The 21,671-nt window shown below is 71.0% G+C and carries 17 protein-coding genes; 2 read left to right on the top strand and 15 right to left on the bottom strand.

All coding sequences use genetic code 11. The features are described from left to right. Nucleotides 1-35: 35 nt before the first annotated feature. The 13 genes from ACFWX1_RS04340 to ACFWX1_RS04280 form a co-directional block, all read right to left on the bottom strand. Nucleotides 36-1,496, bottom strand: a complete 1,461-nt coding sequence (locus tag ACFWX1_RS04340; RefSeq protein WP_378383702.1) for a GMC family oxidoreductase N-terminal domain-containing protein — start codon at nucleotides 1,494-1,496, stop codon at nucleotides 36-38. Continuing rightward, nucleotides 1,496-1,834 (bottom strand): hypothetical protein, encoded by a 339-nt coding sequence (locus ACFWX1_RS04335; protein ID WP_378383700.1) that lies wholly within the window; start codon nucleotides 1,832-1,834, stop codon nucleotides 1,496-1,498. Before ACFWX1_RS04335 ends, ACFWX1_RS04340 begins: the two co-directional genes overlap by 1 nt. Further along, complete coding sequence (locus ACFWX1_RS04330; protein WP_378383698.1) at nucleotides 1,831-3,249, bottom strand: aspartate aminotransferase family protein; 1,419 nt, start codon at nucleotides 3,247-3,249, stop codon at nucleotides 1,831-1,833. Before ACFWX1_RS04330 ends, ACFWX1_RS04335 begins: the two co-directional genes overlap by 4 nt. Then, nucleotides 3,242-4,654 carry an NAD(P)/FAD-dependent oxidoreductase gene (locus tag ACFWX1_RS04325; protein ID WP_378383696.1) on the bottom strand — a complete coding sequence of 471 codons (1,413 nt, stop codon included), beginning with the start codon at nucleotides 4,652-4,654 and terminating at the stop codon, nucleotides 3,242-3,244. Before ACFWX1_RS04325 ends, ACFWX1_RS04330 begins: the two co-directional genes overlap by 8 nt. Beyond that, nucleotides 4,651-5,652: a glycosyltransferase family 2 protein gene (locus tag ACFWX1_RS04320; protein ID WP_378383694.1), complete on the bottom strand. Its 1,002-nt coding sequence runs from the start codon at nucleotides 5,650-5,652 to the stop codon at nucleotides 4,651-4,653. The genes ACFWX1_RS04325 and ACFWX1_RS04320 overlap by 4 nt, the downstream gene beginning before the upstream one ends. A gap of 579 nt (nucleotides 5,653-6,231) precedes the next feature. Beyond that, on the bottom strand, nucleotides 6,232-6,435 hold the full coding sequence (locus tag ACFWX1_RS04315; protein WP_378383692.1) for a hypothetical protein: 204 nt from the start codon (nucleotides 6,433-6,435) through the stop codon (nucleotides 6,232-6,234). Further along, on the bottom strand, nucleotides 6,435-7,580 hold the full coding sequence (locus ACFWX1_RS04310) for an MFS transporter (RefSeq protein ID WP_378383690.1): 1,146 nt from the start codon (nucleotides 7,578-7,580) through the stop codon (nucleotides 6,435-6,437). The genes ACFWX1_RS04315 and ACFWX1_RS04310 overlap by 1 nt, the downstream gene beginning before the upstream one ends. 131 nt (nucleotides 7,581-7,711) lie before the next feature. Beyond that, nucleotides 7,712-8,707, bottom strand: coding sequence for a LacI family DNA-binding transcriptional regulator (locus ACFWX1_RS04305; protein ID WP_378383688.1), 996 nt, complete (start codon nucleotides 8,705-8,707; stop codon nucleotides 7,712-7,714). 36 nt (nucleotides 8,708-8,743) lie between these two features. Beyond that, a complete protein-coding gene (locus ACFWX1_RS04300) occupies nucleotides 8,744-9,958 on the bottom strand; it encodes an ATP-grasp domain-containing protein (RefSeq protein ID WP_378383686.1) in 1,215 nt (404 codons plus the stop codon). A 4-nt stretch (nucleotides 9,959-9,962) separates the two neighbouring features. Then, nucleotides 9,963-10,964, bottom strand: coding sequence for an alpha/beta hydrolase (locus tag ACFWX1_RS04295; RefSeq protein ID WP_378383684.1), 1,002 nt, complete (start codon nucleotides 10,962-10,964; stop codon nucleotides 9,963-9,965). Continuing rightward, nucleotides 10,961-11,710, bottom strand: a complete 750-nt coding sequence (locus ACFWX1_RS04290; protein WP_378383682.1) for a thioesterase II family protein — start codon at nucleotides 11,708-11,710, stop codon at nucleotides 10,961-10,963. The genes ACFWX1_RS04295 and ACFWX1_RS04290 overlap by 4 nt, the downstream gene beginning before the upstream one ends. Beyond that, entirely contained in the window at nucleotides 11,707-13,659 is a 1,953-nt protein-coding gene (locus tag ACFWX1_RS04285) for a non-ribosomal peptide synthetase (RefSeq protein ID WP_378383680.1), read from the bottom strand. Before ACFWX1_RS04285 ends, ACFWX1_RS04290 begins: the two co-directional genes overlap by 4 nt. Next, nucleotides 13,637-16,630: a type I polyketide synthase gene (locus ACFWX1_RS04280; protein ID WP_378383678.1), complete on the bottom strand. Its 2,994-nt coding sequence runs from the start codon at nucleotides 16,628-16,630 to the stop codon at nucleotides 13,637-13,639. Before ACFWX1_RS04280 ends, ACFWX1_RS04285 begins: the two co-directional genes overlap by 23 nt. Before the next feature lie 167 nt (nucleotides 16,631-16,797). Here ACFWX1_RS04280 and ACFWX1_RS04275 point away from each other — a divergent pair, with 167 nt between their 5' ends. Further along, entirely contained in the window at nucleotides 16,798-17,961 is a 1,164-nt protein-coding gene (locus tag ACFWX1_RS04275) for a cytochrome P450 (RefSeq protein ID WP_378383676.1), read from the top strand. A gap of 23 nt (nucleotides 17,962-17,984) precedes the next feature. Then, nucleotides 17,985-19,190, top strand: coding sequence for an acetyl-CoA carboxylase biotin carboxylase subunit family protein (locus ACFWX1_RS04270; protein WP_378383674.1), 1,206 nt, complete (start codon nucleotides 17,985-17,987; stop codon nucleotides 19,188-19,190). On the opposite strand, the gene ACFWX1_RS04265 is transcribed toward ACFWX1_RS04270, so the two are convergent. After that, nucleotides 19,177-20,367, bottom strand: coding sequence for an MFS transporter (locus tag ACFWX1_RS04265; RefSeq protein ID WP_378383672.1), 1,191 nt, complete (start codon nucleotides 20,365-20,367; stop codon nucleotides 19,177-19,179). The genes ACFWX1_RS04270 and ACFWX1_RS04265 overlap by 14 nt on opposite strands. Nucleotides 20,368-20,725: 358 nt before the next feature. Then, entirely contained in the window at nucleotides 20,726-21,604 is an 879-nt protein-coding gene (locus ACFWX1_RS04260; RefSeq protein ID WP_378383670.1) for a GNAT family N-acetyltransferase, read from the bottom strand. Nucleotides 21,605-21,671: the final 67 nt, after the last annotated feature.

Genomic DNA, 21,671 nt, shown 5'->3' with positions numbered 1-21,671 from the left:
CCCCAGGGGAGCGTCGCTGTTGACAGGTGGGAAGTTCAGGCCAGGCTGCGGCCCACGATCTCGTGCGCGAAGGCCATGATCGTCCCTTGTGGACTGATCCCGGTCGCACCGGGCAGGACGCTGGCGTCGCACACGTAGAGATTCGAAAATCCGTGCGGCCTGCCGAGCTCGTCGCAGACCCCGCCGCGTTCCGGGAGCCCCATCCGGCAGGAGGCCATGGCGTGCACGGACACCATCTCCCACTGCCGCAGGTCGCCACGGGCCACCAGCTCGGTGGCCTCGCCGAGGTCGCGGACGGGCGCCGCCAGGGGAACGCCGGGGTAGAGCTCCACCGCGCCGCCGTCGAACAGCAGCCGCGCCGTCTCCCGCATGCCGAACCGCAGCAGGTCGCGGTCCCGCGCGGTCAGGCCGTGCCGGATCAGGCTCGTACCACCGGGAAGCGCGCGGACGGACGCCGTGCCTTCGACGCGGACCTGGGTCGTGAACACCCCGACCCGGTCGACGGCACCGAGCAGCCGGTTCACCGTCTCCGGCCCCTGCCCCACCAATGCCGCGGCGAGGCTGCCCGGCGAGAGGTTGGCGGGCATCACCAGCAGACCGCGGGACGAGAACTCCTGCAGCTGGGCGGTGAAGATGGTGCCAGCACGGGCCCGGATGTCCCGGTCGAACAGGGCGATCGTGCGCAGGTTCACGTGGAAGGCCAGCTCGCGCCCCGCCCGCCGCCGCTGAATGTCGCTGCGCTGCAACACCAGGGGGCTGCGGATCGCCCCGGCGGCCAGGTAGACGCTCTCCGGCCGGTAAACCACCTCCGCGCCGCCGGGCCGCGCCGCGACCACGGTGCGTACCCTGCCGCCCTCATGGCCCAGCCTGCGGACCCGGCAGTCGGGCACGACGTGCGCACCGGCGCGCTCCGCCGCGGGCAGATACGTCATCAGCATGCTCTGTTTCGCACCGGTCGGGCAGCCGGTGACGCACCGGTTGGAGTGCGTGCACCCGTTCACCGCCCGGCGCGCGTGCTTCCACGTCAGGCCGAGCCGGTCGGCCGCCGCGGCCAGCGCCCGCGAATCCTGGTTGCCCGCGCCGTGCCGCTGTTCCACCACGCCCAGCCGGTTCTCGATGCGGTCGTAGTGCCCGGCCAGCGCGGGACCGCGGTAACCGCCGATGCCCGACCGCTCGGCCCAGCCGTCGAGCAGCGCGTCCGGGGCACGCCAGAGCAACCCGCCGTTCACCACGGTGGTCCCGCCCACGCACCGGCCCTCGCCGAACGGGATGTTCGGCGACCCGTACATCGGCACGAGACCACCGCTGCGGTACATCCGCCGGAGGTTCTCCGCGGGGCTGGCCGCCGCGATCTCCCGCGTGCTGTACCGGCTGCCCTCCTCCAGCACGAGGACGTCCCGGCCGGCCTCGGCCAGGGTGGCGGCGGCCACGCTGCCGCCCGCCCCCGAGCCGATCACCAGCGCGTCACACGGGATCTCCCGGCGGCGCGGAGCCATCACTTCCTCCTCAAGGGACGGTTGCCGTCCAGCGCGCCGTAGAGGGCCAGCGTGGTGGTCACCCGGTAGACCTCGGCGATGACCGGCAGCCGCGTCCACCACGGGGCGCCCGTGCCGCCGGGCCCCGCCCAGCGGGACAGCAGGGCCGTCGCGCGCAGCGCGACCCCGAACGCGATCCGGTACGGGAGTTCGAGCGTCCGCAGGGTGGCCGCGACGTGGCCGACGGCGAGCCGCCTGCGGCCCTCGTCCCGCAGCGGCGGGAACTGCCGCGCCCAGAGCCCCGGCAACCCGCTGCGCTCGAGCACCCGCGTGCCCTGCCCGCCGATCGCGACGGTCACGACATCACCTTTTCCCGCACCAGTCCCGCCACGAGCGCGGTGAGCCCCTTGCCGAGTACGTCGTCGAGCGCCGACAGGAAACGCTCCACCTCTTCTTCGCCCGTGACCAGCGACGGCGAAACGATCAGGGCGATCTCGCGGTTGGAGCCGTAGAAACTCAGGATGTCGTGATCGCGGTAGAGGGCGCCGACCACCGCCGCGGTGACGATCTTGGACCGCACCTGCGGATCGCGGGCGAAGCTCGACGGCAGGCGCTTGAGTACCGCGTCGAGCGCCGTCGATCCCGCGCTGAGGAAGACTCCGTGCAGCGCGCCGACACCTTCGACCCGGTCGACCAGCTTCGGGTGCTTGGCCGCGATCGCGCGGAGGCCCCGCTCCAGCTGTTCGCCGATCGCGGTGGCACGGGCCGGGTAGTCGTCTTCGACCGTGATCGCGACGGCTTCGAGCGCGGTCGCCGCCTCCTCGCCGAACCCGAAGTACGTCGTGCTGTGCAGGGTCGCGTCCGACAGGTTGTCGTAGGCCTTGCGGAAGACCGGTTCCCGCGCGACGTAGCCGGAGATCGAGGATTTGCCGCCGCCGAACGACTTCGACGTCGTGAGGATGTCCGGCACCAGCCCGGGATAGCGCATGAAGTAGAACAGCGAACCGGTCTTTCCCCAGCCGGTGTACACCTCGTCGAAGATCAGGACGATGTCGCGCTCGTCGCACAACCGCCGTGCCTCGCGCAGGAAGTATTCCGGCGAGGCCCGCAGGCTGGACGCGCTGTACGGCTCGACGATCACGGCGTAGACGTCGCTGCCGGTGGCCGCCGTCTCGTGCCTGCTCAGCGCGAGACGCAGCGACTCGATGTCGCCGAAGGCGAACGAGTCGGTGCCGGGGATCTTCGGGTAGTGGAAGTGCAGCTCCGGGGAACCGGTCAGGCTGCCGGCGCCGAGCAGCTTGCCGTGGAAGGAGGTGTCGGCGTGCAGCACGGTGCCGCGGCGGCCCTCGTGGTACTTGTAGGCCATCTTCACCGCGCCCTCGACCGCCTCCGACCCCGAACTGGGGAAGTAGCCGATGTTCAGGTCGCCGGGGAGCAGTGCGGCGAGGTTGTGGGCGAGCGCGGCCGCGTACGGCGACAGGAAGTTCTTGTGCACCTCGAGCCTTTTGTGCTCCTGAAAGCGCTGCCGGGCCTTCAGGATCCTGGGGTGGTTGTGCCCGTGGTTGAGCACCCCGATGCCGCCGGTGAAGTCCAGGACACGGCGTCCGTCCTGGAGCCGGATCCAGCAGCCCTCCGCCGAGTCCACGAGATCACGGCCGAAGCCGAAGGTCCCGATCAGCGACACCTGGCTCTTGCTGATGTACCGCGCGTAGAGCTCGTGAAGTTCGGTGGTGTCCAGGCGCTCGGCCTGCTCCACGGTGATCAGCTCAGGCATGGGACGCTCCTGCGGGCTCGGCGGGGGAATGACGTGCTGGGGTGGTCCGGAGGTGGTCGGCGATCAGCTTCCCGGCCGACCTGCCGTGCCGGATCGCGTAGTTGGTACCGCGGTCCTCCGGGTAGATCTGGGCCATGCTCGACAGGTACAGGCCCGGCACCTCGGCCTGCATGGCAGGGATCAGGCGCGAGTACTCCGGCGTGATGACCGGCTGGGCGTGGTCGGCGCGCCACACGTGGAAGTCCTGGACCCACCGCTCCTGGAACCCGGGGAACATCTTCTTCAGGTGCGGGAGGCTGAACCGGAACACCTCCTCGTCCGGCATCCGGTAGAGGTCCGCGGACGTCGGCAGGTACTTCGACAGGTACACGACGTGCCTGCCGCCGTAGTTGCGGACGTCGTCGAGGTTCGTGTGCTCGATGACGCCGACGTAGGGGAACGACGGATCGGTGACGTTGAGCCAATAGGTGTCCGACAGCGGCCGGTCGTTCTCCAGGACCAGGCAGATGTTCGCCAGGTACCGGATCCGCCCGAGCTGCCGCCGCACGGCGTGCACCGCCGGATGTGCCCGCGACTCGTCGGTCAGCAGGCCCGCGACGATGCTCGGCGCCGCCGTGGCGAGCACCCGGTTGACCGCCAGATCGCCCTTCGAGGTGCGGACGCCCACGACACCGTTGTCGCTGCTCAGGATCTCCTGCACTTCGCAGCCGGTCACGATGCGCACGCCCAGTTCGCCGAGGCGGCGCTGCCAGGCCTCCAGCAGGGCGGAGCAGCCCCCATGCAGGTAGTAGAGAACCTCGCGGCCCGCCTTGTTCCTGCTCCCGCCGCGCAGGTTCAGCTTGGTCCACATCCAGGTCGCGCCCACCTCGGCGGCGTACTGCCCGAACTTGCCCTCCAGCAACGGCCGCCAGACCGTCTCGTACACGCGCCTGCCGCCGAGGCGGATCAGCCATTCCTCGGCGGTCATCGACTCCAGCTCGCGCCAGTGCCGGACCCGCTTCGCCTTGAGCGCCAGCAGCCCGAGCCGGATCCGGTCCAGCGGCGGCAGCGGCGCGAACCGGAGCACGTCCAGCGGGCGGGACAGCCGGTAGATGGAATTCGCGTAATACAGGCCGGTGCGGCTTTCGTGCTCGGTGACGATGTCCGCGATCCCCAGTTCCTCGCACAGCCCCGTGATCTCGCTGTCCGAGGAAAACCAGTGGTGGTAAAAGCGTTCGAGCATCCGGCCGCCGACGTCGAAACTCCCGCCGAGCCCGCCGACGGTGGGTTCGGCTTCGAACACCACCACCCGATGCCCCAGTTTCGCCAGTTCGTGTGCGGCCGCCAAGCCCGTGAAACCCGCCCCCACGACGGCGACGTCGGCCACATATCCCTCCAGCCCGGCGTCGCTATCCCGTTCCTTCACGAAACCCTCCGAATACCGTCGGCCAGTTCGGCCGACCGACGTTCCTGGTTCTGCATGACGTCTTCGACGATGTAGGGCGGGCGTCCCCGCACCTGTTCGTGCACTACCTGCAGGTACTCCGCGAGCACCCCGGTCAGCAGTGCCTGCAGCCCGAACTGCGCGGCGGCGCCGCTGAATTTCTGCCTGCGCCGCACGCTTTTGGCCGCCGCGGCGGCGGCGAGGCTCGCCAGGCCCACGGTCATCGGCAACCGCAAGGGCATCGACGAAGTACTGATGAGTCCTTGCCGCGAGAGCCGTATCATTTTCTTCAACGTATATTTCGTCTCACCCGCGGCGCGCGGCGCGCGGACGAATTCGACGACAGTTTCCGAAAGCCCGGTCCAGCTGATCACGCCGCGCAGGTAGAGCTGATTCTCCGGAAGGCTGATGATCGCGTCGACCGCCGCCCTGTCCAGGAGCCGGAAATCACCCGTGTCCAGCGCGACGGGATGATCGGCGACCTGCCACAGCGCGCGATAGAAGCAAAACGCCGTCCATTTCTTGAAAAGGCTTTCACCGTTTCTGGACAATCGCCGCCCGGTCACGATCCGCCAGCCGGCCCGCCATTGGGCGACCATCTCGACGATCACCTCGGGCGGATCCTGCAGATCGGCGTCGATCATCACGACCGCGTCACCCGCCGCCGCCTTCAAGCCGGCGAAAACCCCCGCCTGGTGGCCGAAATTCCGCCCGAACCGCACCACCCGAACCCGCGGGTCGCGCTCGACGATCCCGGCGAGCAACTCGGCCGTGGAATCGGTGCTGCCATCGTTGACATAGACGATCTCGTAGCCACAGCCGTCCAGCTCACGCAGCACGCAGGACAGCCGCGCATGCGTCTGCTCGATGACTTCCTCTTCGTTGAAGCAGGGGACGACGACACTGATCAGTGGCGCCCCCTGAAAAGGGGACCCCTCCTTGCCAGATTCCCGCTTGAGCAATTGTGCACCGCCTTTCATCGAGCACAAAAAGTCGCATCACGACTCTTCGCCCTAATGGAGGTTACGTGCGAAGGCAGGGATTCATGAAAGCCGACGGGCACCCCTGCCCGAGGACTCGCCCCGACCCGATCCCGGAATATCGCTCCGGATGCAAGAAACGTTTGACTCCCTCGGTTCCGAGGGTATACCGAACCGAGATCACACGCAAGAGTGCGAGCGTGAGCCCAGTCACGCGAAAAAAGCCCCCGCAATTAGTGCACATCGCACACGAACACAGAAGGAGTAGGGGGTCAACGCTGGGTATGATACCACTACGACATTAGAGCGAACAGCACCGCATTCGCGCACAGGCGCACGAAAATCAATCGACAAATAAATATGAGAGGCCGCGGCGAACCAGCGCATCCCGCGCAACGGAATTACCGCGAAGTTCACTCGCGCATACTGTGCCGTTCGTTACTAATCCGACCACAGTCACGGCGGAAACGGGTCTATACGAGCACACCGGTTGCGAACCGTCTCCGCCTACTTCTGGTCGGATTAGTAAAATGAACATAAAAAGCGGCGAGGCCGCGGCGCCGGAAATCCGGAAACGCTTCAGCGCCCTTCGGGCCGCTCGCCGGGGACGGAACGCGGGACAGTCCCGCGGTTGTCCCGTTCCTCGGCCCGGTGCCGGAAATCGCGGCGCGCCAGGTCCAGCAACACGCCGGAGGGGTTCATCGTCCGCAGTGTCCAGGCGTCGATCGCCCGCACCACCACCCGGAGCCGGGACACCCGGGCACCGTCAGCCGGATCCACCATCAGTCACGCCTCCTCGTCCTGTCGCCATCCCGGCCGCCCGCCCGCTTGATCCAGCAGACGAGCGCCAGACACGCCAGACCCAGCACCGCGAGCAGGATCGGCACCGAAACCACCGACGTCACCTCGATGCCCATGCCCAGCAATGGCGGGAAGACCACGCCGCCGACCATGGACGCGGCGAGCACGTAGGCACCGGCACGCTGCGCGTCCCGCGGCGCCAGCTGGTGCAACCAGGCCAGCCCGGTGGGAAAGGTCGGCGCGATGAACAGCCCGACACCGAAGTAGGTGAACGGGGCGAGCGCGGGAATCACCGACAGCGCCGCGCACACGAGCACCCCGGCCGAACTCCAGATCACGATGCCGGACGCCGGCCAGCGCGCCGCGACCGGGACGATGGCGAACCGGCCCAGCGTCATCGCCAGCCAGTAGGCCGCGGTCGCGGTCGTCGCCGTGCCGAGCGAGTAGCCGACGGCCTCCAGATGCGTGGGTTCCCAGCCGCCCACCCCGGATTCGAGCCCGATGTTCAGCACGTAGAAGACCACGAAGGCCGCCAACACACCGAAACTCCGCTTCTTGGCAACATCGGCGGCGGCCTCACTCGCCGGCTCGTCGCTTCCGGCGGACCGCTCACGGACGCCACCGATGCCGAGCAGCAGCAACGCGGTCAGGCCCGCCACGACGAGGAAAACCACCGGATAGTGCCGGGGCCCGATCCAGGCGATGACCGCGGGTGCCACGATCGACCCGATCCCGAACTGCGCGTTCAGCAGATTCAGCATCGCGGTGCCCCGCTTGCCGAATCCGATCGCGAACATGTGGTTCAGGCCGTAGTCGATACCGCCGAAGCCCACCCCGCCCACGAACGCGAAGAACAGGGCCACCGGCCAGGACCCGGCAAGGACGAAACCCGCGGCGCCGGCCGCCATCGCGACGTAGCAGGCGCCGAGCAGCAGCCGGCTGTGCACCCGTGCGTACCACCGCGAGAACACCAGCACGCCGAGCAGCGCCCCGACGAAATGCGCGCTGAGCGCCAGGCCCGCGCTGGCCGGGGTCAGCCCGAAATCCTCGCGGAGCCCGGGGATCGCCGGCCCGTACAACGCCTGCAAGGCACCGATCAGCACGAAGGCGGCGAACGCGGTGACCACCCCGCTCGTGGTGAACAGCCGCTCGGTCCGCGGGTGCGTCGCGATGGCGATGACGGCCTCCCATGTGAACGTTCACGTTACCGGTCACATGCAGTATGGCAGCTCACCCCGGGGAGTCAACACACGACCGGTCAGGTCGATCCGCCCACCACGAGTCTGGGCTGCAGGAGCACCTGCGACGTCGCCGTTTCCTCCGGCGGATTCGCGATCATCGCCTCGACCTGTTCCACGGCCAGCGCCCCGAGCCTGCGCGTGTCGATGTGCAGGGAAGTCAGCGTGGGCGTGACCAGCCCGCCGATCGCCAGGCCGTCGAAACCCAGGACCGCGCAGTCCCCGGGCACGCGCAGTCCCCGCGCCCGCAGGGCCCGCAGCGCGCCGATCGCCACGACGTCGTTGAACGCGAAGATCGCGGTCAGCTCCGGATCGCCGTCCACCAGGACATGCGTCGCGGCCGCCGCGCCGTCGAACGACTGGTCCGTCATCCGGATCCGGCCTTCCGCCGGCGGAATCCCGTGCTCGGTGAGCACCCGCACGAACGCCTCGCGCCTGCGATGCCGGTCGCAGGTGGTCGAGCAGTCCAGCATCCCGATCTCGGTGTGCCCCCGCTCCAGCAGATGCCCGATCCCCTGCCGCACGGCGTCTTCCACATCGATCTGCACCCCGCACGCCTGCGGTCCGTCGAGCTCGTTGTCCAGCGCCACTACCGGGACGTCCCATTCCCGGCCGGACGACGGCACGCCGGCGCTGGTGAAGTACCCCACCACGGCGTCGGCGGACCGGATCGTCGCCCGCAGCACCTCCCGCTCGTCGGACCGCCCCGTGGTGCGGATGGTGACCTGCCAGCCCCGCTCCCCCGCCGCGTCGAGGACCCCTTCGATCACCTCGGGGAAGAACGGGTTGGTCAGATCCGGGACCAGCAGGCCGATCGTCTTCACGTCCGGTTTCGCCAGTGCCCGCGCGTGGCGGCTCGGCCGGTACTTCAGGACGTTCGCGGCGTCGAGCACCCGCCGCCGGGTCTCCGGATCCACGTTCGGGCTGTCGTTGATCACCCGGGACACGGTCTGATGGGAGACCCCGACCATGTTCGCGACGTCGCGAATCGTGGCGGGACGGGAAGGGAGCACCATGCCGACATCGTAAGTCAGCGCGCTCCCCTGCCGCGGTCACTCGACGGTGAACCGCACCGAGCCGGTCAGCCTCCGGACCAGGTCACGCGCGGCTTCCGGAGTGTCCGCGCCGGCCGCCACCACGCCCGCCCGGTCACCGGACTGGTGTACCGGGCCGATCCGATCGCCGGGGGTGACGGTCAGTTCGGCGTGCAGCACGGCCGGATGCGCCCGCACCCGTTCCCAGCCCTCGATCCGCACCAGACGTCCGGGCGGCGGGGTGAGAAAGCCGACCGCTCCCGCGCGGGCCGGCTTCGGGCATTCCCTCGACGGCCTGCCGAGCAGATCGTCGAAGATCACGCCGAACAGTTCCAGCCCCGGAACGGCGTGGGCGAGCAGCCGGTGCAGCCAGTCCCCGCCGGGCCGGACGTGCACCTCGCCGAGCACGACTTCCCCGGCGTGCAGCCACAGTTCGACGTGGAAGACGCCGAAACGCAGCTCCAGCGCGGTGAGCGCGGCGGTCACCTGCCGCTCGATCTCGGCGGCGCACTCCCCCGGCAGAACCGCGGGGAGCAGATGACCGCTTTCGACGAAATGGGGCGGGGGCAGCTTTTCCTTCTCGGTCACCGCGAGCACGCGGGGCCTGCCGCCGAGGAACACGCCTTCCACGCTGAATTCGGGACCGGACACGAATTCCTCGACGAGGAACAGCTCGCGGTCCGGGAGTTCCGCCAGCGCGGCGGGGAGATCGGCGGGGGCCGACACCTTCCGCACGCCGATGCTGGCCATGCCGTCGCGCGGTTTGACCACCCATGGGCCGGTGGAGCACGCCAGGAATTCGGCCGCCTCGGCGGCGCCGGTACACAACCGCACGGCGGGCTGGCGGAATCCGGCCGCGGCGAGCGCCGTCCGGCAGGCGTCCTTGTTACGCACGCGGGAAACGGCTTCCGGCGAATTCCCCGGCGCACCGAACACCTGCGCGCATTCCGCGACCGCGGCCAGCACCGTGTCCCGCAGGCCCAGCACCGCGTCGAACCGGTCGCCCGCCGCGAGCCGGTCGCGCGCCCACCGCGCGCAGGCCACGGGGTCATCGGGATCCACAATGGACACCTCGTCGGCGAGCGCGGTGACCTCCCTCGTCCCGGCCAGCAGATCGGGGCGGCTGAGGATGTGGGTGCGGACGCCGCGGGCCCGTGCCTGGTTCAGCGCGTCGGACACGATGTCCCGGCTCGACGAGATGGGGCTCGCCCCGCCCACGAACAACAGGCGCATGGCCTTACCGCGCCAGCAGACGGCGCAGCCAGTCCAGCCGAGCACGCTGGGCGGTTTTCGAGACGACGGCGTCCGGCACCCATTCGTCGAAGCTGTGGAACGCGCCCGACCAGACGTGCAGTTCGGCCTCGCCGCCCGCCCGCCAGATCCGGCTCGCGTACTCGACGGCTTCGTCGCGCAGGGCCTCCACCGAACCGACGTCGATGAACGCGGGCGGGAGACCGGCCAGGTCGTCCGCCCTCGCCGGTGCAGTGTAAGGGGAAACGTCGCCGGTGCCCCGGCGCTCGCCCAGCAGCGCCGTCCAGCCCGCGAGGTCGGAGAGCCGGTCCCACAGGCCGACACCCTCCATCTGGAACGACGACGGCGTGTCACACCGGTCGTCGAGCATCGGGCACTGCAGCATCTGGCCCAGCAGCGCCGGCCCGCCCCGGTCGCGGGCCAGCAGGCTGACCCCGGCCGCGAGGCAGCCGCCCGCGCTGTTGCCGCTGATGACGATCCTGGCCGGGTCGAACCCCGGCTCGCCCGCGACCCATTCGAGCGCCGCGTAGCAGTCCTCCAGCGGTGCGGGATCGGGGTTTTCCGGCGCCAGCCGGTAATCCACCGCGACCACCGCGAGCTGGAGCTCCTGTGCCCGGTCGAGCTCGCCCGCCAGTTCGACCGTCCGGTTGTTGCCCGCCACCATGCCGCCGCCGTGGGTGTTGTAGAGCACCGGATGCGGCCCCGGCGTCGCGGTCGGGCGGCACACGAGCACGGGGACGTCCGGGGCGCCCGGCGGCCCCGGCACCCACAGTTCCCGGAGTTCGAACGCGCCGCCCCGCCGGATGTCCTCATCGGACAGACTGCCTGCCACGGTCCGCGCCCGGCGGTCGGCGATCAGCTCCGGGGTCAGCGGCCCGCCCAGATCCGCGAGAATGTCCCGCAGCGGTGCGGCCAGTTCGTGGTCGAGCGGCGGTGGCGGGCCGACGCGGGTGCCTTCGGAACCGGTGCGGGCGATCGTGCCGGTCATTCTGCTCCTGCCGGGTTCGACGCCGCGGCCAGCTGACGCTGGAGCAGGGCGTAGGGCGGGTTCGGGGTCAGATAGAAGTGATCGCCCGGCACGACGTGCTCGTCCAGGGCCGAGCTGGTCAGTTCCCGCCACGGCCTGCGATCGGCGTCGACGTCCTCATCGCCGAAGATCGTGGTGACCGGGCACTGCAGGACGGGTTCCATCGGATTCGGGTAGGCGTGGAACATCGCGCCGTCGCTGACGATGTAGGGCAACACCAGTTCCTGGAAGTACGGATCCGCCACCAGTTCCGCGTCGGTCCCGCCGAGTTCGACCAGCCGCTGGGCGACCGACTCGGGCGACTGATCCTCGTATTCGGCGGCGTCGGGCAGCGGGGCGTCGCGCGACCCGGAGGCGAACAGCCGTGCCGGGCCGCGCCCGAGTTCCTCCAGCCGCCGGGCGGTTTCGAGCGCGACGACCGCGCCGAGGCTGTGCCCGAACAGGGAAACGGGACGGTCGTCGCCGAGCGACACCACCGCGTCGGCGATGTCCGCGCCGAGCTGGATCAGATCCGTCGGCGGCTCCTCGGCGATCCGCTCCGCGCGGCCCGGGTAGCACACCGCGAACACCTCGATGCCGGGCAGGTTTCCGCCCCAGTCACGGAAGAACGACGCCGACCCGCCGGCATGGGGGAAACAGACGAGCCGGGCTTCCGCCTCCGGTCGTTCGACCGTGCGGTGCAGCCAGACCATCGCGTCCCCGGTCATCGGGCGGGCCCCTCGGCCGCGCGCTGCCTTCTGGCCCGCAGCATCCTGGCGCGGCGGGCCGCCGCCTGACGCTGCTCGGCCGACGCCCCCTCCGCTCCCTTGCCGCCCCCGCTGATCAGCTCCGCCTGCGCGGCGACCGTGGTGTGGCGGAACAACGTCACGACCGACGGCCGGGTGCCGGTGTGCTGTTCGAGGGCGTTCTGCAGCTGGAACAGGGTCAGTGAATGGCCGCCGAGGTCGAAGAAGTTGACGTCGACGGGCACGTCGGACAGCTGGAGGACCTCGGCCCAGGCCGCCGCCACCCTGGCGGGCATCCCGCCGGGTGCGGCGTGGCCGTTCCCGGCGGGGCCGGTCCGCCGCAGCACCTCGTCGGCCGCGGCGCGCAGCTTGACGCGGTCGAGTTTGCCGCTGAAGGTGACCGGCAGGGCGTCGAGCAGCTCGATCCGGCCGGGCAGGGCGGCGGGGCCCAGCCGGTCGGCCAGGTGCGCGCGGATCGATTCCGCGGTGACACCAGGGGAAACCACCGCGAAGGCCACCAGCCGGGTCACCCCGGAATCCGGCGACACCGCGCCCGCCTGTACGCCCGGCGCGCCGAGCAGGGCCGCCTCGACGGCGCCGAGTTCCACCCGGTGACCGCGGATCTTGACCTGGTGATCGCTCCGGCCGAGGAACTCCAAGGTGCCCTCGTCGGTCCAGCGAACCCGGTCACCGGTGCGGTACATGCGCGCGCCCTCCACGCCCGCGAACGGATCGCGGGTGAACGCGCGGGCGGTCGCCTCCGGACGGCCGAGATAGCCGAGGGCCACGCCCACGCCGCCGATGTACAGCTCGCCGGCCACTCCCCGCGGCTGCGGCCTGCCGTCCTCGTCGAGCACGTACAGGCGGGCGCCGGGCACCGGACCGCCGATGGAAACCGGGCCGGGGCGGTCGAACCGGCGGTAGCTCGCCCAGACGGTGGCTTCCGTCGGGCCGTATTCGTTGACCAGTGCGACGGAGTGGTCGTGCACGGCGAAATGCCGCTGTACCAACGCTTCCGGCAACGCCTCCCCCGCGACGATCACGGTGTCGAGACTCGACAGCCGCTCCGTCCCGGCTCGTTCGGCCGCGTCCAGCAGCACGCCGTACAGGGAGGGCACGCACAGGAGCCGGGTCACCCTGTGGGTGTGGACCAGCTCGACCAGCCGCGCCGGATCGCTGACCTCGTCGGGGCCCGCGACGACCAGCGTGCCGCCCGCGGTGAGCGTGCCCCACAGGCCCGCGACCGACGAGTCGAAGGCGAGCGGGGAAACCAGCAGGAACACGGGCTCGCCGGGGTAGACGTGCCGCCGGGCGGCCGTCGAGGCCGCGAGGGCCCCGTGATCGACCAGCACCCCTTTCGGCTCACCGGTGCTGCCCGAGGTGTAGATGACGTACGCGGGGTCGCCGATCCCGGCCACCGGCAGCGTCACGTCCGGCACCGGCTCGTCGTACTCGGCACGGACCCGGAGCACGTCGAGTTCGGCGAGACGGTACGCCGTGCCCGCGGAGACCACGGCGATCTCGGCGTTCGCGTCTTCCAGCACCGCGGCCACGCGGCGGCCCGGCTGGGCCAGGTCCACCGGGACGTAGGCCGCGCCTGCCCGCAGCACACCGAGCACGGCGGCGATCATCGCCACGGACGGCTCGACCAGCACGGCGACCCTGCTCCCGGGCTCGGCTCCCGCCGCGACCACCCGTGCCGCGACGCGCCCGGCCCACGCGTCGAGTTCCGCGTAGCTGACCGATTCCGAGCCGGACCGGACGGCGACGGCGTCCGGCGTGCGCCGCGCGAACTCCGCGGCCAGCTCGTGCACGGGCCGGGGATCGTGCTCCGGCGGCGGGGCGCAGCCCAGCGCCAGCACGTCGGCTGCCGGGCCGCCGGCACTGTGCCCGGTCTCGCGCAGCCGGTCAATCTGTTCCAACGAGAACATCACAACTCCTCCGGCGATCGTCGGATGCGGTGTTCGGGCCGGGTGCCGGGATGTGGTCACCCGGTGCTTCGGCCGGTTCCGCCTGTCTCAGGCTCTCGGCCAGCACGGCGATCTGACGGCCGAGGGTGCGGCCCGCCAGCATGGCCCGCAGCGGCACCCGCACTCCCAGTGCCTGGTGGACGCGCCGGGCGAGATGCGTGATCAGCAGCGAATCACCGCCCAGCGCGAAGAAGTCGGAATCCACGCCGACCTCCGTGGTACCGAGCAGCTCCCGCCACAGCGCGGTCAGCAGCTCGGCCGGATCGGACGGCGCGGCGGCCGGCGCCTCCGGTGCCGTTTCCTCGGCCACCACAGGCTTTCTGCCCATCTCGGGCGCCATCCACCGTGGCCCCGCGAACGGATAGGCCGGCAGCCGGATCCGCCGCCCGCCCGCGCACACGGACGTGATCGCGAGCGGTTGACCGCGGACCCACAACTCGCCGAGCGCGCCGAGCACCTCGCGTGCGGGGGCCTCAGTGCGCTGTGCGGACAACGGGACGGCGGACAGCCCCGCCGCCTCGGCCAGGCCCGACAACGCCCGCCCCGGCCCGGCCTCGATCAGCAGGGCACCGGGGAACCGCCGCGCGATCGCCGCGAGCCCGTCGCCGAACAGCACCGGGCGGCGGGCCTGCTCGACATAGGTGTCCGGGTCGAGCACCGCGCCGGGCTCCACCCAGTCGCCGGTGAGGTTCGACGCGAGCGGCAGCCGGGGACCGCCGAGCCCCACCGTCGACAATTCCCTTGCCAGCGCGGGCAAAGCGGGTTCGATCAGTCTGGTGTGGAACGCGTGGGACGTGTGCAGGATCTTCGCGTGGACACGATCACCGAGGAAGCGCCGGAAGGCGGCCACCTCCTCCGCCGAACCGGCCAGCACACAGCTGTCCGGTCCGTTGGCCGACGCGAGTTCCAGGTCGGCGCCCGCCTCGGCGGCCAGCGCCGACGCCGTTTCCCGGTCACAGCCGAGGGCGAGCATCGCGCCCGGCGGGCACTGGTGCATGGCGTGCCCGCGCGCGGCCACGAACCGGGCGGCGGCGGGAAGCTCGAAGATCCCGGCGAAGCACGCGGCGGTGATCTCGCCGAGGCTGTGTCCCGCCAGTGCGACCGGTTCGACGCCCAGCGCGGCCAGCGCCGTCGCGGCCGCGTATTCCACCGCGAACAGCGCGGGCTGGGCGAGATCGGTCGCCGCGAGTTCCGCGGCGGGGAATCCGGGATCGGACAACGCGGCGCGCACCCGGTCCGCGAGCGGCGACGCGAACGCGTCGAGACAGCGTTCCAGTGCTTCGGCGAATCCGGGCATCCCGGCGAAGGCCGTCGCCATCCCCGGCCGTTGCGTGCCTTGGCCGGGGAACAGGAACACCACCGGAGCGGCGCCCTCGGCGTCGCGCTCGCCGCGTACGACACCGGAGCCGCCGGTCAGCCGTTCCGCGAGTTCCACCGGATCCCGGCCGACGACCGCGAGCCGGTGGGCGAGTTCGGCCCGTCCCGCCGCCAGCGTGAACGAAACGTCGCTCGCGAGTGGCCGTTCGGCGGACAGGTGCGCGGCCAGCCGTTCGGCCGACCGCGTGAGCGCTCCCGCGTCGGCCGCGGAAAGAACCACGAGCCGGTCGACGTCGTCGGCGGTGTCACTCGCGGCGAGCACGGGTGCCTGTTCGAGGACGACATGGGCGTTCGTGCCACCGATACCGAACGAGCTCACCCCGGCCCGGCGCGGCTCCGGCCCGGACCACTTCTCGCGCTCCGCCGGCACGTACAGCGGCGAATCCGCGGACTCGAGCAAGGGGTTCAGCCGGGTGAAGCCGGCCACCGGCGGCACGATCCCGTCCCGCAGCACCAGCATCGTCTTGATGAGCGAGGCGAGCCCCGACGCGGAGTCGAGGTGCCCGATGTTCGCCTTGAGCGCCCCGACCGCCACCTGTCCCGGCGCGGCACCCATCCCAGAGAGGGCGGCGGAGGCCGCCGACCATTCGATGGGATCGCCGACCCTGGTGCCGGTGGCGTGGGCTTCGAGATAGCCGAGCGAACTCGCGTCGACGTCCGCCGCGGCGAGCGCGGCGCGGATCACCGCTTCCTGGCCGGCGACCGAAGGCGCGTAGTAGCCCACCTTCGCCATTCCGTCGTTGTTGACCGCCGAGCCGAGGATGACGCCGTGCGGCTGCGGGCCGTCCTCGAGGACGTCGGACAGGCGGCGCAGGACGACGGCGGCCACACCGGACCCCGCCACGACGCCGTCGGCGTTCTCGTCGAAGGGCCGGCAGTCGCCGGACGCCGACTGGATGCCACCGGGGACGTGCAGGTGCCCGCCCTGCGGGAAGTCGATGCCCGCCGCCACGACGACGGCCTGGTCGCAGTCGCCGTTCATCAGCGCCTGCCCGGCCAGGTGCAGCCCGACCAGGGAAGAGGAACACGCGGTCTGGACGCCGACGGCGAGGCCCGTGAGCCCGAGCTTGTAGGACACCAGGCTGGCGATGAAATCCGGGTCGGTGCCGTGGATGGCCTGATCGAGCGTCTGCGGGTCCAGCGGCCCGTTGGCCAGCATGGTGCGCAGGTAGCCGCTGCCGCTGCCGCTGGCGAACACCGCGGTCACCCGGTCGCCGCCGGGACGGCCCGCCCCCGCGTCCTCCATCGCCTGCCAGGCGACTTCGAGCATCAGCCGGTGCTGGGGATCCATCAGTTCGGCGTCACGGGCGCCCACCCGCAACGCGACGTTGTCGAAGCGGTCCGCGTCGGCCAGCCTGCCGCGGACGGGCACATAGTCGGGGTCGTCGGCCAGCTCCGCGGGCACCCCGGCTTCGAGCAGCTCCTCGCGGGTGAGCCGCGTGGTCAGCGTCCGCCCGTCGAGCAGCGCCGCCCACCACGTGGCCAGATCCGCGGCGCCGGGCATGCGCATCGCCATGCCGGTGACGGCCAGGTCCAAGGACCGGTCGCGGTCCATTCCCACCCCCTCGGCTCCCGCGTCCGGGCGATTCGCGCACGGATGCATGGCAAACAGATTGCCATCTGTTCCCAAGCAATGGCAACCTAGTTGGCATAAGTTGGCAACCACCTGCGGCGGGCCGCGTGCCGCACCGGCCGCCGTCCCCGCCACGAGGAGCCCCAGCCATGACGGACCCCGCCCGGCTCGCCGATCCCGCGTTGCACGCGGAGGAGGACCCCCACGCGGTGTGGCGCTGGATGCGCCGTCATTCGCCGGTGCACCGGCACGAAGCGACCGACCTCCCCGCGTTCTGGTCGCTGACGAGGTACGAGGACGTGCGTGCCGCCTATCGCGATCCGAAGGTGTTCAGCTCGGCGCGGGGTGTGCTGCTGCGCCCGGCGAAGCTCGGCGAGGACCCCGGTGCGGGAATGACGCTGGCGCTGACCGACCCGCCGCGGCACAAGGATCTCCGCGCCGTCGTCGCCGGCCTGTTCACCACCCGCGCCGTCCGGCAGCTGGAGGAGTACATGCGCACGGCCGTCCGGGCGATCCTCGCCGAGGTGGCCGAACTGGAGCGGTTCGACTTCGTGCACGACGTCGTCGGCCGCCTTTCCATGTACACGATCGGGCACATCATGGGGGTGCCCGCCGAGGACCACGAATCGCTCTACCGCTGGACCAACGAGGCGTTCGAAGCGGGGGTTTCCCTTGCCGCGCACCAGGAACTCATGCGGTACTTCATCGACCTGATGTACGCCAGGATGGCCGCCCCCGCCGACGACGTGGTGAGCCTGCTGGCCGGGGACACCGTCGAAGGCGAACTGCTGCCCGAGGAGGAGATCCTGCTCAACTGCGAGAACCTGGTCGGTGCCACGGAAAACGGGCGGCTCGCGCTCGCCGGCGGGATGGGGGCCTTCCTGGAGCACCCCGGCGAATGGGAGCGGCTGCGGGCCGACCGGGATCTGCTGCCCTCGGCCGTCGAAGAGATCCTGCGGTGGACGTCCAGCGCCGTCCACAGCATGCGTTCGGTGACCGAGCCGGTGGTCATCGGCGGCAGGCGGATCGAAGCGGGCGAGTGGGTCGTGCTGTGGGTGCCCTCGGCCAACCGCGACGAAGAGGTGTTCCCCGACGCCGATCGCTTCGACATCGGGCGGACGCCGAACCGCCATCTCGCGCTCGGCGGGGGCGAGCACTTCTGCCTCGGCAGCGTCCTGGCCAGGGCGCAGGCCCGCATCCTGTTCACCGAACTCCTCGACGCGCCACGCCGCGTCGAACAGACCGGCCCCGCCGCCAGGGTGCACTCGATCGCGGTGGGCGGACCCGAGACCCTGCCCGTGCGGTTTGCCTGACCGGGACCGAGAAAGGACACGAGATGGCGAAGCGGAACGTGCTGCTCATCGGCTGGCGCCCGGAAGCGGTGCGGGCGCTGCACACGCTCGGCGCCGAGGTCACCTGCGTGCTCTCCGCGGGCGAGGACCACGAGCGGGAAGGAGTGCTCGACGACGCGCACGTCGTGCCGGTACGGAATCCGGCCGACACCGAGTCCACGCTGGCCGGGCTGCAGCGCAGCGGGGTCTCCCCCGCTGCCTTCGACGTGGTCTGCAGCCAGTACGAATTCACCCTCGTCAACGCCTCCGTGCTCGGCGGTCCACTGGCCCCGCACCGCCCGGAGGACGCGTTGTTGTTGCGCGACAAGGATCTGCAGAAACGACGGATCCGGGCGGCAGGCATCCCGGTGGCGGATTCGGCCCTGGTGGTCCGGCCCGGCGACCTGGCCGCGTTCGACCAGCCGCGTGGCGTGCTCAAGCCGCTGGCGGAGTCCGGCACCCGCGGCGTGCAGGCCTGGCGCAGCCCGGCGGAGCGCGCCGGGCTGGCCCGCGAATTCGACGTCGCGGCGGGCCCGTGGCTGGCCGAGGAATGGATCGACGGCCCCGAACTCCATCTCGACGGCATCGTGCGGGACGGCCGTGTGCTGTTCATCTCCGTCGGCCGCTATCTGGACAACGTGCTGGCGATCCGGCAGGGCGGCATCGTCGCGACCGTGGTGCAGCATCCGTCGGTGTGCGAAAAGCTCTACGACCGCTGCCGCGAACTCGCCGAAAGCTGTATGGCCGCGCTGCGCCACCGCGACGGCGTGTTCCACTTGGAGGTCTTCGAAAACGGCGACCGGCTGGTGTTCGGCGAATGCGGCGGCCGGATCCCCGGCGGGTCGTTCGACGAGATGATCCGCCGCCAGCACGGGGTGGACCTGCACGACGAATGGGCGCGGGCGGTGCTGGAACTGGACTCGGCCGCCGTTCCCGAGGTCGCGGACGGCTGGTACGGCGACCTGTTCCTGGCTACCGGGCCGGGTGTGCTGCGGTCCTGTCCCGGCGAAGCGGAAATCCTCGCGCAACCCGGTGTCCGGCACGTGGTGCTGCGCGCACGGCTCGGCGACACGCTCTCCGACGCCGCGGCCGCCTCCAACGTCAACGCGGGTTCCGCCGTGGTCGAAGGAATCGACGAGCACGACGCCGCGGACCGGATCCGGCGGCTCGCCTCGTGGTTCTCCGCCGAGGCCGTGCTCACTCCCGCCTAGTCCCGCCGGCGGCCCGGCGGTTCCGGCGCGCCGAGACGACCAGCAGCGCGCCGACCCCGGCCAAGGTCGGCCAGGCGAGCAGATGCCAGTAGAGCCAGGCTTCACCACGAAGCCGGAGCCACAGGAAGAGACTGCCGCCCGCGAGCGAGCCCAGTGCCTCGCCCGTGGTCCAGCAGATCTGCCGGAGATTGAAGGACTCCAGGCTGGACTCGATCGGCAGACCGGCGAACGCCGTGCTCACCATCGGGGCGAACAGCATCTCCGCCGAGGAGAACACCACCACCGCGAGCGCGGCCCCGGCCAGCACCGGCAGGCCCGCCCCCAGCAGCAGCATCGCCACCCCGAAGACCACGGTCCCCGCGCCGAGCACGGCGAACGGCCTGACCCCCGCCTTCAGCAGCCGGGTGACCACCCTGGTCACACCGGCCTGCAGCAGCACGATCAGGACCGCGGGCGCGGCGAGCAGAGCCGCGCGCAGCACCACCGAGTCGAACGATCCGGCCACGAAAAGCGCGAAGGCGGAGAAGAACTGGGCGTACACGAACGCGCCCACCACGCACACCACCAGCACCCGTACGGTTTCCGCGCTGCGCAGGGCCCGGCCGAGCACGGCCCGGCTCACCGGCCACCGGCCACTCGTGGGCGGCGGATACTCCCGCGACGGCAGGGCGAAGAACAGCGTCGCGGCGCCGCCGGTGTAACACAGGGAAACGAGGGCGAGCAGCAGCCGCGGGTCGACGGCGAAGGTCAGGCTCGCGACCAGCGGGCCCACCGCGGCCGCGGCGTTCACCGCGATCTGCAGCAGGGAATAGATCCGGTTGCGGCCGATGTCGTCCGGCACCAGTTCGGCGATGAACACCCTCGACAGGACAAAGTGGACACTCACGCCGAGGCCCGCCAGCACGAGCAGCCCGCACAGCACCCAGCCCGCCCGGACGTAGGGCAGCAGCCCGAACGCGACGGCCGAGAGCAGCGCGCTGCCCGCCATACCGTGCAGATAGCTCAACCGGGGCAGCCATCGGTTGAGCAGCAGGGCGGAAAGACCCGCCGAAGCCGTGTAGCAGAACAGCCCCACGCCGACCAGCGCCGTGCTCTGCGGCTCTCCCCGCGACGCCAGCATGACGCCCAGCACCGGGAAGAGACTGAACAGCCCGAGCGCGACCAGCAGCTGATCCACCGCCAGAACGGTGCGTATCCGCAGACCCCCTGGGGGAACCGCGTCATCCCGGAGCACCGACCGCCGACCGATTCCACCCAGCATGGCAAAAATGTTGCCATGCTGTGCCAAGCTATGCAAACAGCTTGTCTTCGCCGGAGGAGCGACCGGGTCCGGGAACCGAGGGACGCCCTGGGTGCACTCAACGCACCCAGGGACGCCCCTGGTGCACCCGACGCACCCAGGGACGCCCTTGTCACACCCGGGCCGGCGCGGTGAAGGACACCTTCGGCGCACCAGCGGTGGTGAAGGCGCCCTTCACCACGTCCGGCAGCGCCACAGCACCTTCCCGTCGACTGTCCTTTGCGGACAGCCGGGGTCAGAGGAACTGGCCGCTGGCGAGGTAGGGGCGTGGATCCGCCATGCCCCGGACCGCGAGATAGCCCTCCTGCCCGATGTCGAGCCGGGCGGCGAGGCCGACGTCGACGGCCCAGTGGTTGGCCGCGGTGATGCAGTTGACCAGGGTCTCGCCCTTCGCCGAGGCCAGCGCCTCCCACAACAGGTCGCTAGCGGTCTCGGTGTCTTCCGCGGCCAGCAGCGCCGCGCGCCCCGCGTCGTCGATGTAGACGTAGCCACGCCGGTTTTCGGACTTGGCGACGACGAGCCGCATGGTGTTCAGCAGGTAACCGTGGTCCGGCCCGTGGCCCGCGCCGCGCAGCTTCGTGTCCAGCCGGTCCATCCAGGCGAAGTCGTCGGCCGTCCCGTCGCGGAGGCCACCGATCGCGGGCAGGGTCGACCGGTCCACGGTGCCGACCATCCGCAGCTGCGGGTGCAGGGTGAAGCCCGCGAGCCGGTAGCGGCGGGTCGCGCCGGGGTGCACGGTGGAGGAGAACATGCCCTGGCGGCCGTCGGCGTAGGCCAGGACGGCGTCCATCAGCCGCTTGCCGATGCCACCGCCCTGCCTGTCCGGCAGCACGCCGTAGGTGGCCAGATACCAGAACCGGCCACGGTTCTGGGAGATGGCGAACCCGACGATCGCGCCGTCGTCCTCGGCGACCCAGCAGCCGGCCGGATCGACGTCGAGGTAGTACCGCATCCGCGCGATCCACTTCTCCGCCCCGGCGGCGTCACGCGGCTGCGGCTCCGGCTCGCTGACCCTCCTGGAGAGCTGATCGGCCACGTAGAACGTCTCCGACGACGTGCGTTCCGCGCGGGCGAGATCCGCGACGGCCATCGGCCTGACCACGACATGATCCATTCGCCCATCGTACAAAGACTTGCCAGGCGCGCGCATCCGTTCCGCGGGCCCGGCGCGGCGGGATTGC

This window comes from Amycolatopsis sp. NPDC059021 (assembly GCF_042739895.1).
Lineage (GTDB): Bacteria > Actinomycetota > Actinomycetes > Mycobacteriales > Pseudonocardiaceae > Amycolatopsis.
The sequence above is the reverse complement of the archived record's forward strand: the minus strand, read 5'-3'. Positions and strand labels throughout refer to the sequence as shown.

Excerpts from the sequence above, each read along its gene's own strand:
- ACFWX1_RS04340 (WP_378383702.1), bottom strand. The coding sequence starts at position 1,496 with ATGGCTCCGCGCCGCCGGGAGATCCCGTGTGACGCGCTGGTGATCGGC.
- ACFWX1_RS04330 (WP_378383698.1), bottom strand. The coding sequence starts at position 3,249 with ATGCCTGAGCTGATCACCGTGGAGCAGGCCGAGCGCCTGGACACCACC.
- ACFWX1_RS04320 (WP_378383694.1), bottom strand. The coding sequence starts at position 5,652 with ATGAAAGGCGGTGCACAATTGCTCAAGCGGGAATCTGGCAAGGAGGGG.
- ACFWX1_RS04315 (WP_378383692.1), bottom strand. The coding sequence starts at position 6,435 with ATGGTGGATCCGGCTGACGGTGCCCGGGTGTCCCGGCTCCGGGTGGTG.
- ACFWX1_RS04305 (WP_378383688.1), bottom strand. The coding sequence starts at position 8,707 with ATGGTGCTCCCTTCCCGTCCCGCCACGATTCGCGACGTCGCGAACATG.
- ACFWX1_RS04300 (WP_378383686.1), bottom strand. The coding sequence starts at position 9,958 with ATGCGCCTGTTGTTCGTGGGCGGGGCGAGCCCCATCTCGTCGAGCCGG.
- ACFWX1_RS04295 (WP_378383684.1), bottom strand. The coding sequence starts at position 10,964 with ATGACCGGCACGATCGCCCGCACCGGTTCCGAAGGCACCCGCGTCGGC.
- ACFWX1_RS04290 (WP_378383682.1), bottom strand. The coding sequence starts at position 11,710 with ATGACCGGGGACGCGATGGTCTGGCTGCACCGCACGGTCGAACGACCG.
- ACFWX1_RS04285 (WP_378383680.1), bottom strand. The coding sequence starts at position 13,659 with ATGTTCTCGTTGGAACAGATTGACCGGCTGCGCGAGACCGGGCACAGT.
- ACFWX1_RS04280 (WP_378383678.1), bottom strand. The coding sequence starts at position 16,630 with ATGGACCGCGACCGGTCCTTGGACCTGGCCGTCACCGGCATGGCGATG.
- ACFWX1_RS04275 (WP_378383676.1), top strand. The coding sequence starts at position 16,798 with ATGACGGACCCCGCCCGGCTCGCCGATCCCGCGTTGCACGCGGAGGAG.
- ACFWX1_RS04270 (WP_378383674.1), top strand. The coding sequence starts at position 17,985 with ATGGCGAAGCGGAACGTGCTGCTCATCGGCTGGCGCCCGGAAGCGGTG.
- ACFWX1_RS04260 (WP_378383670.1), bottom strand. The coding sequence starts at position 21,604 with ATGGATCATGTCGTGGTCAGGCCGATGGCCGTCGCGGATCTCGCCCGC.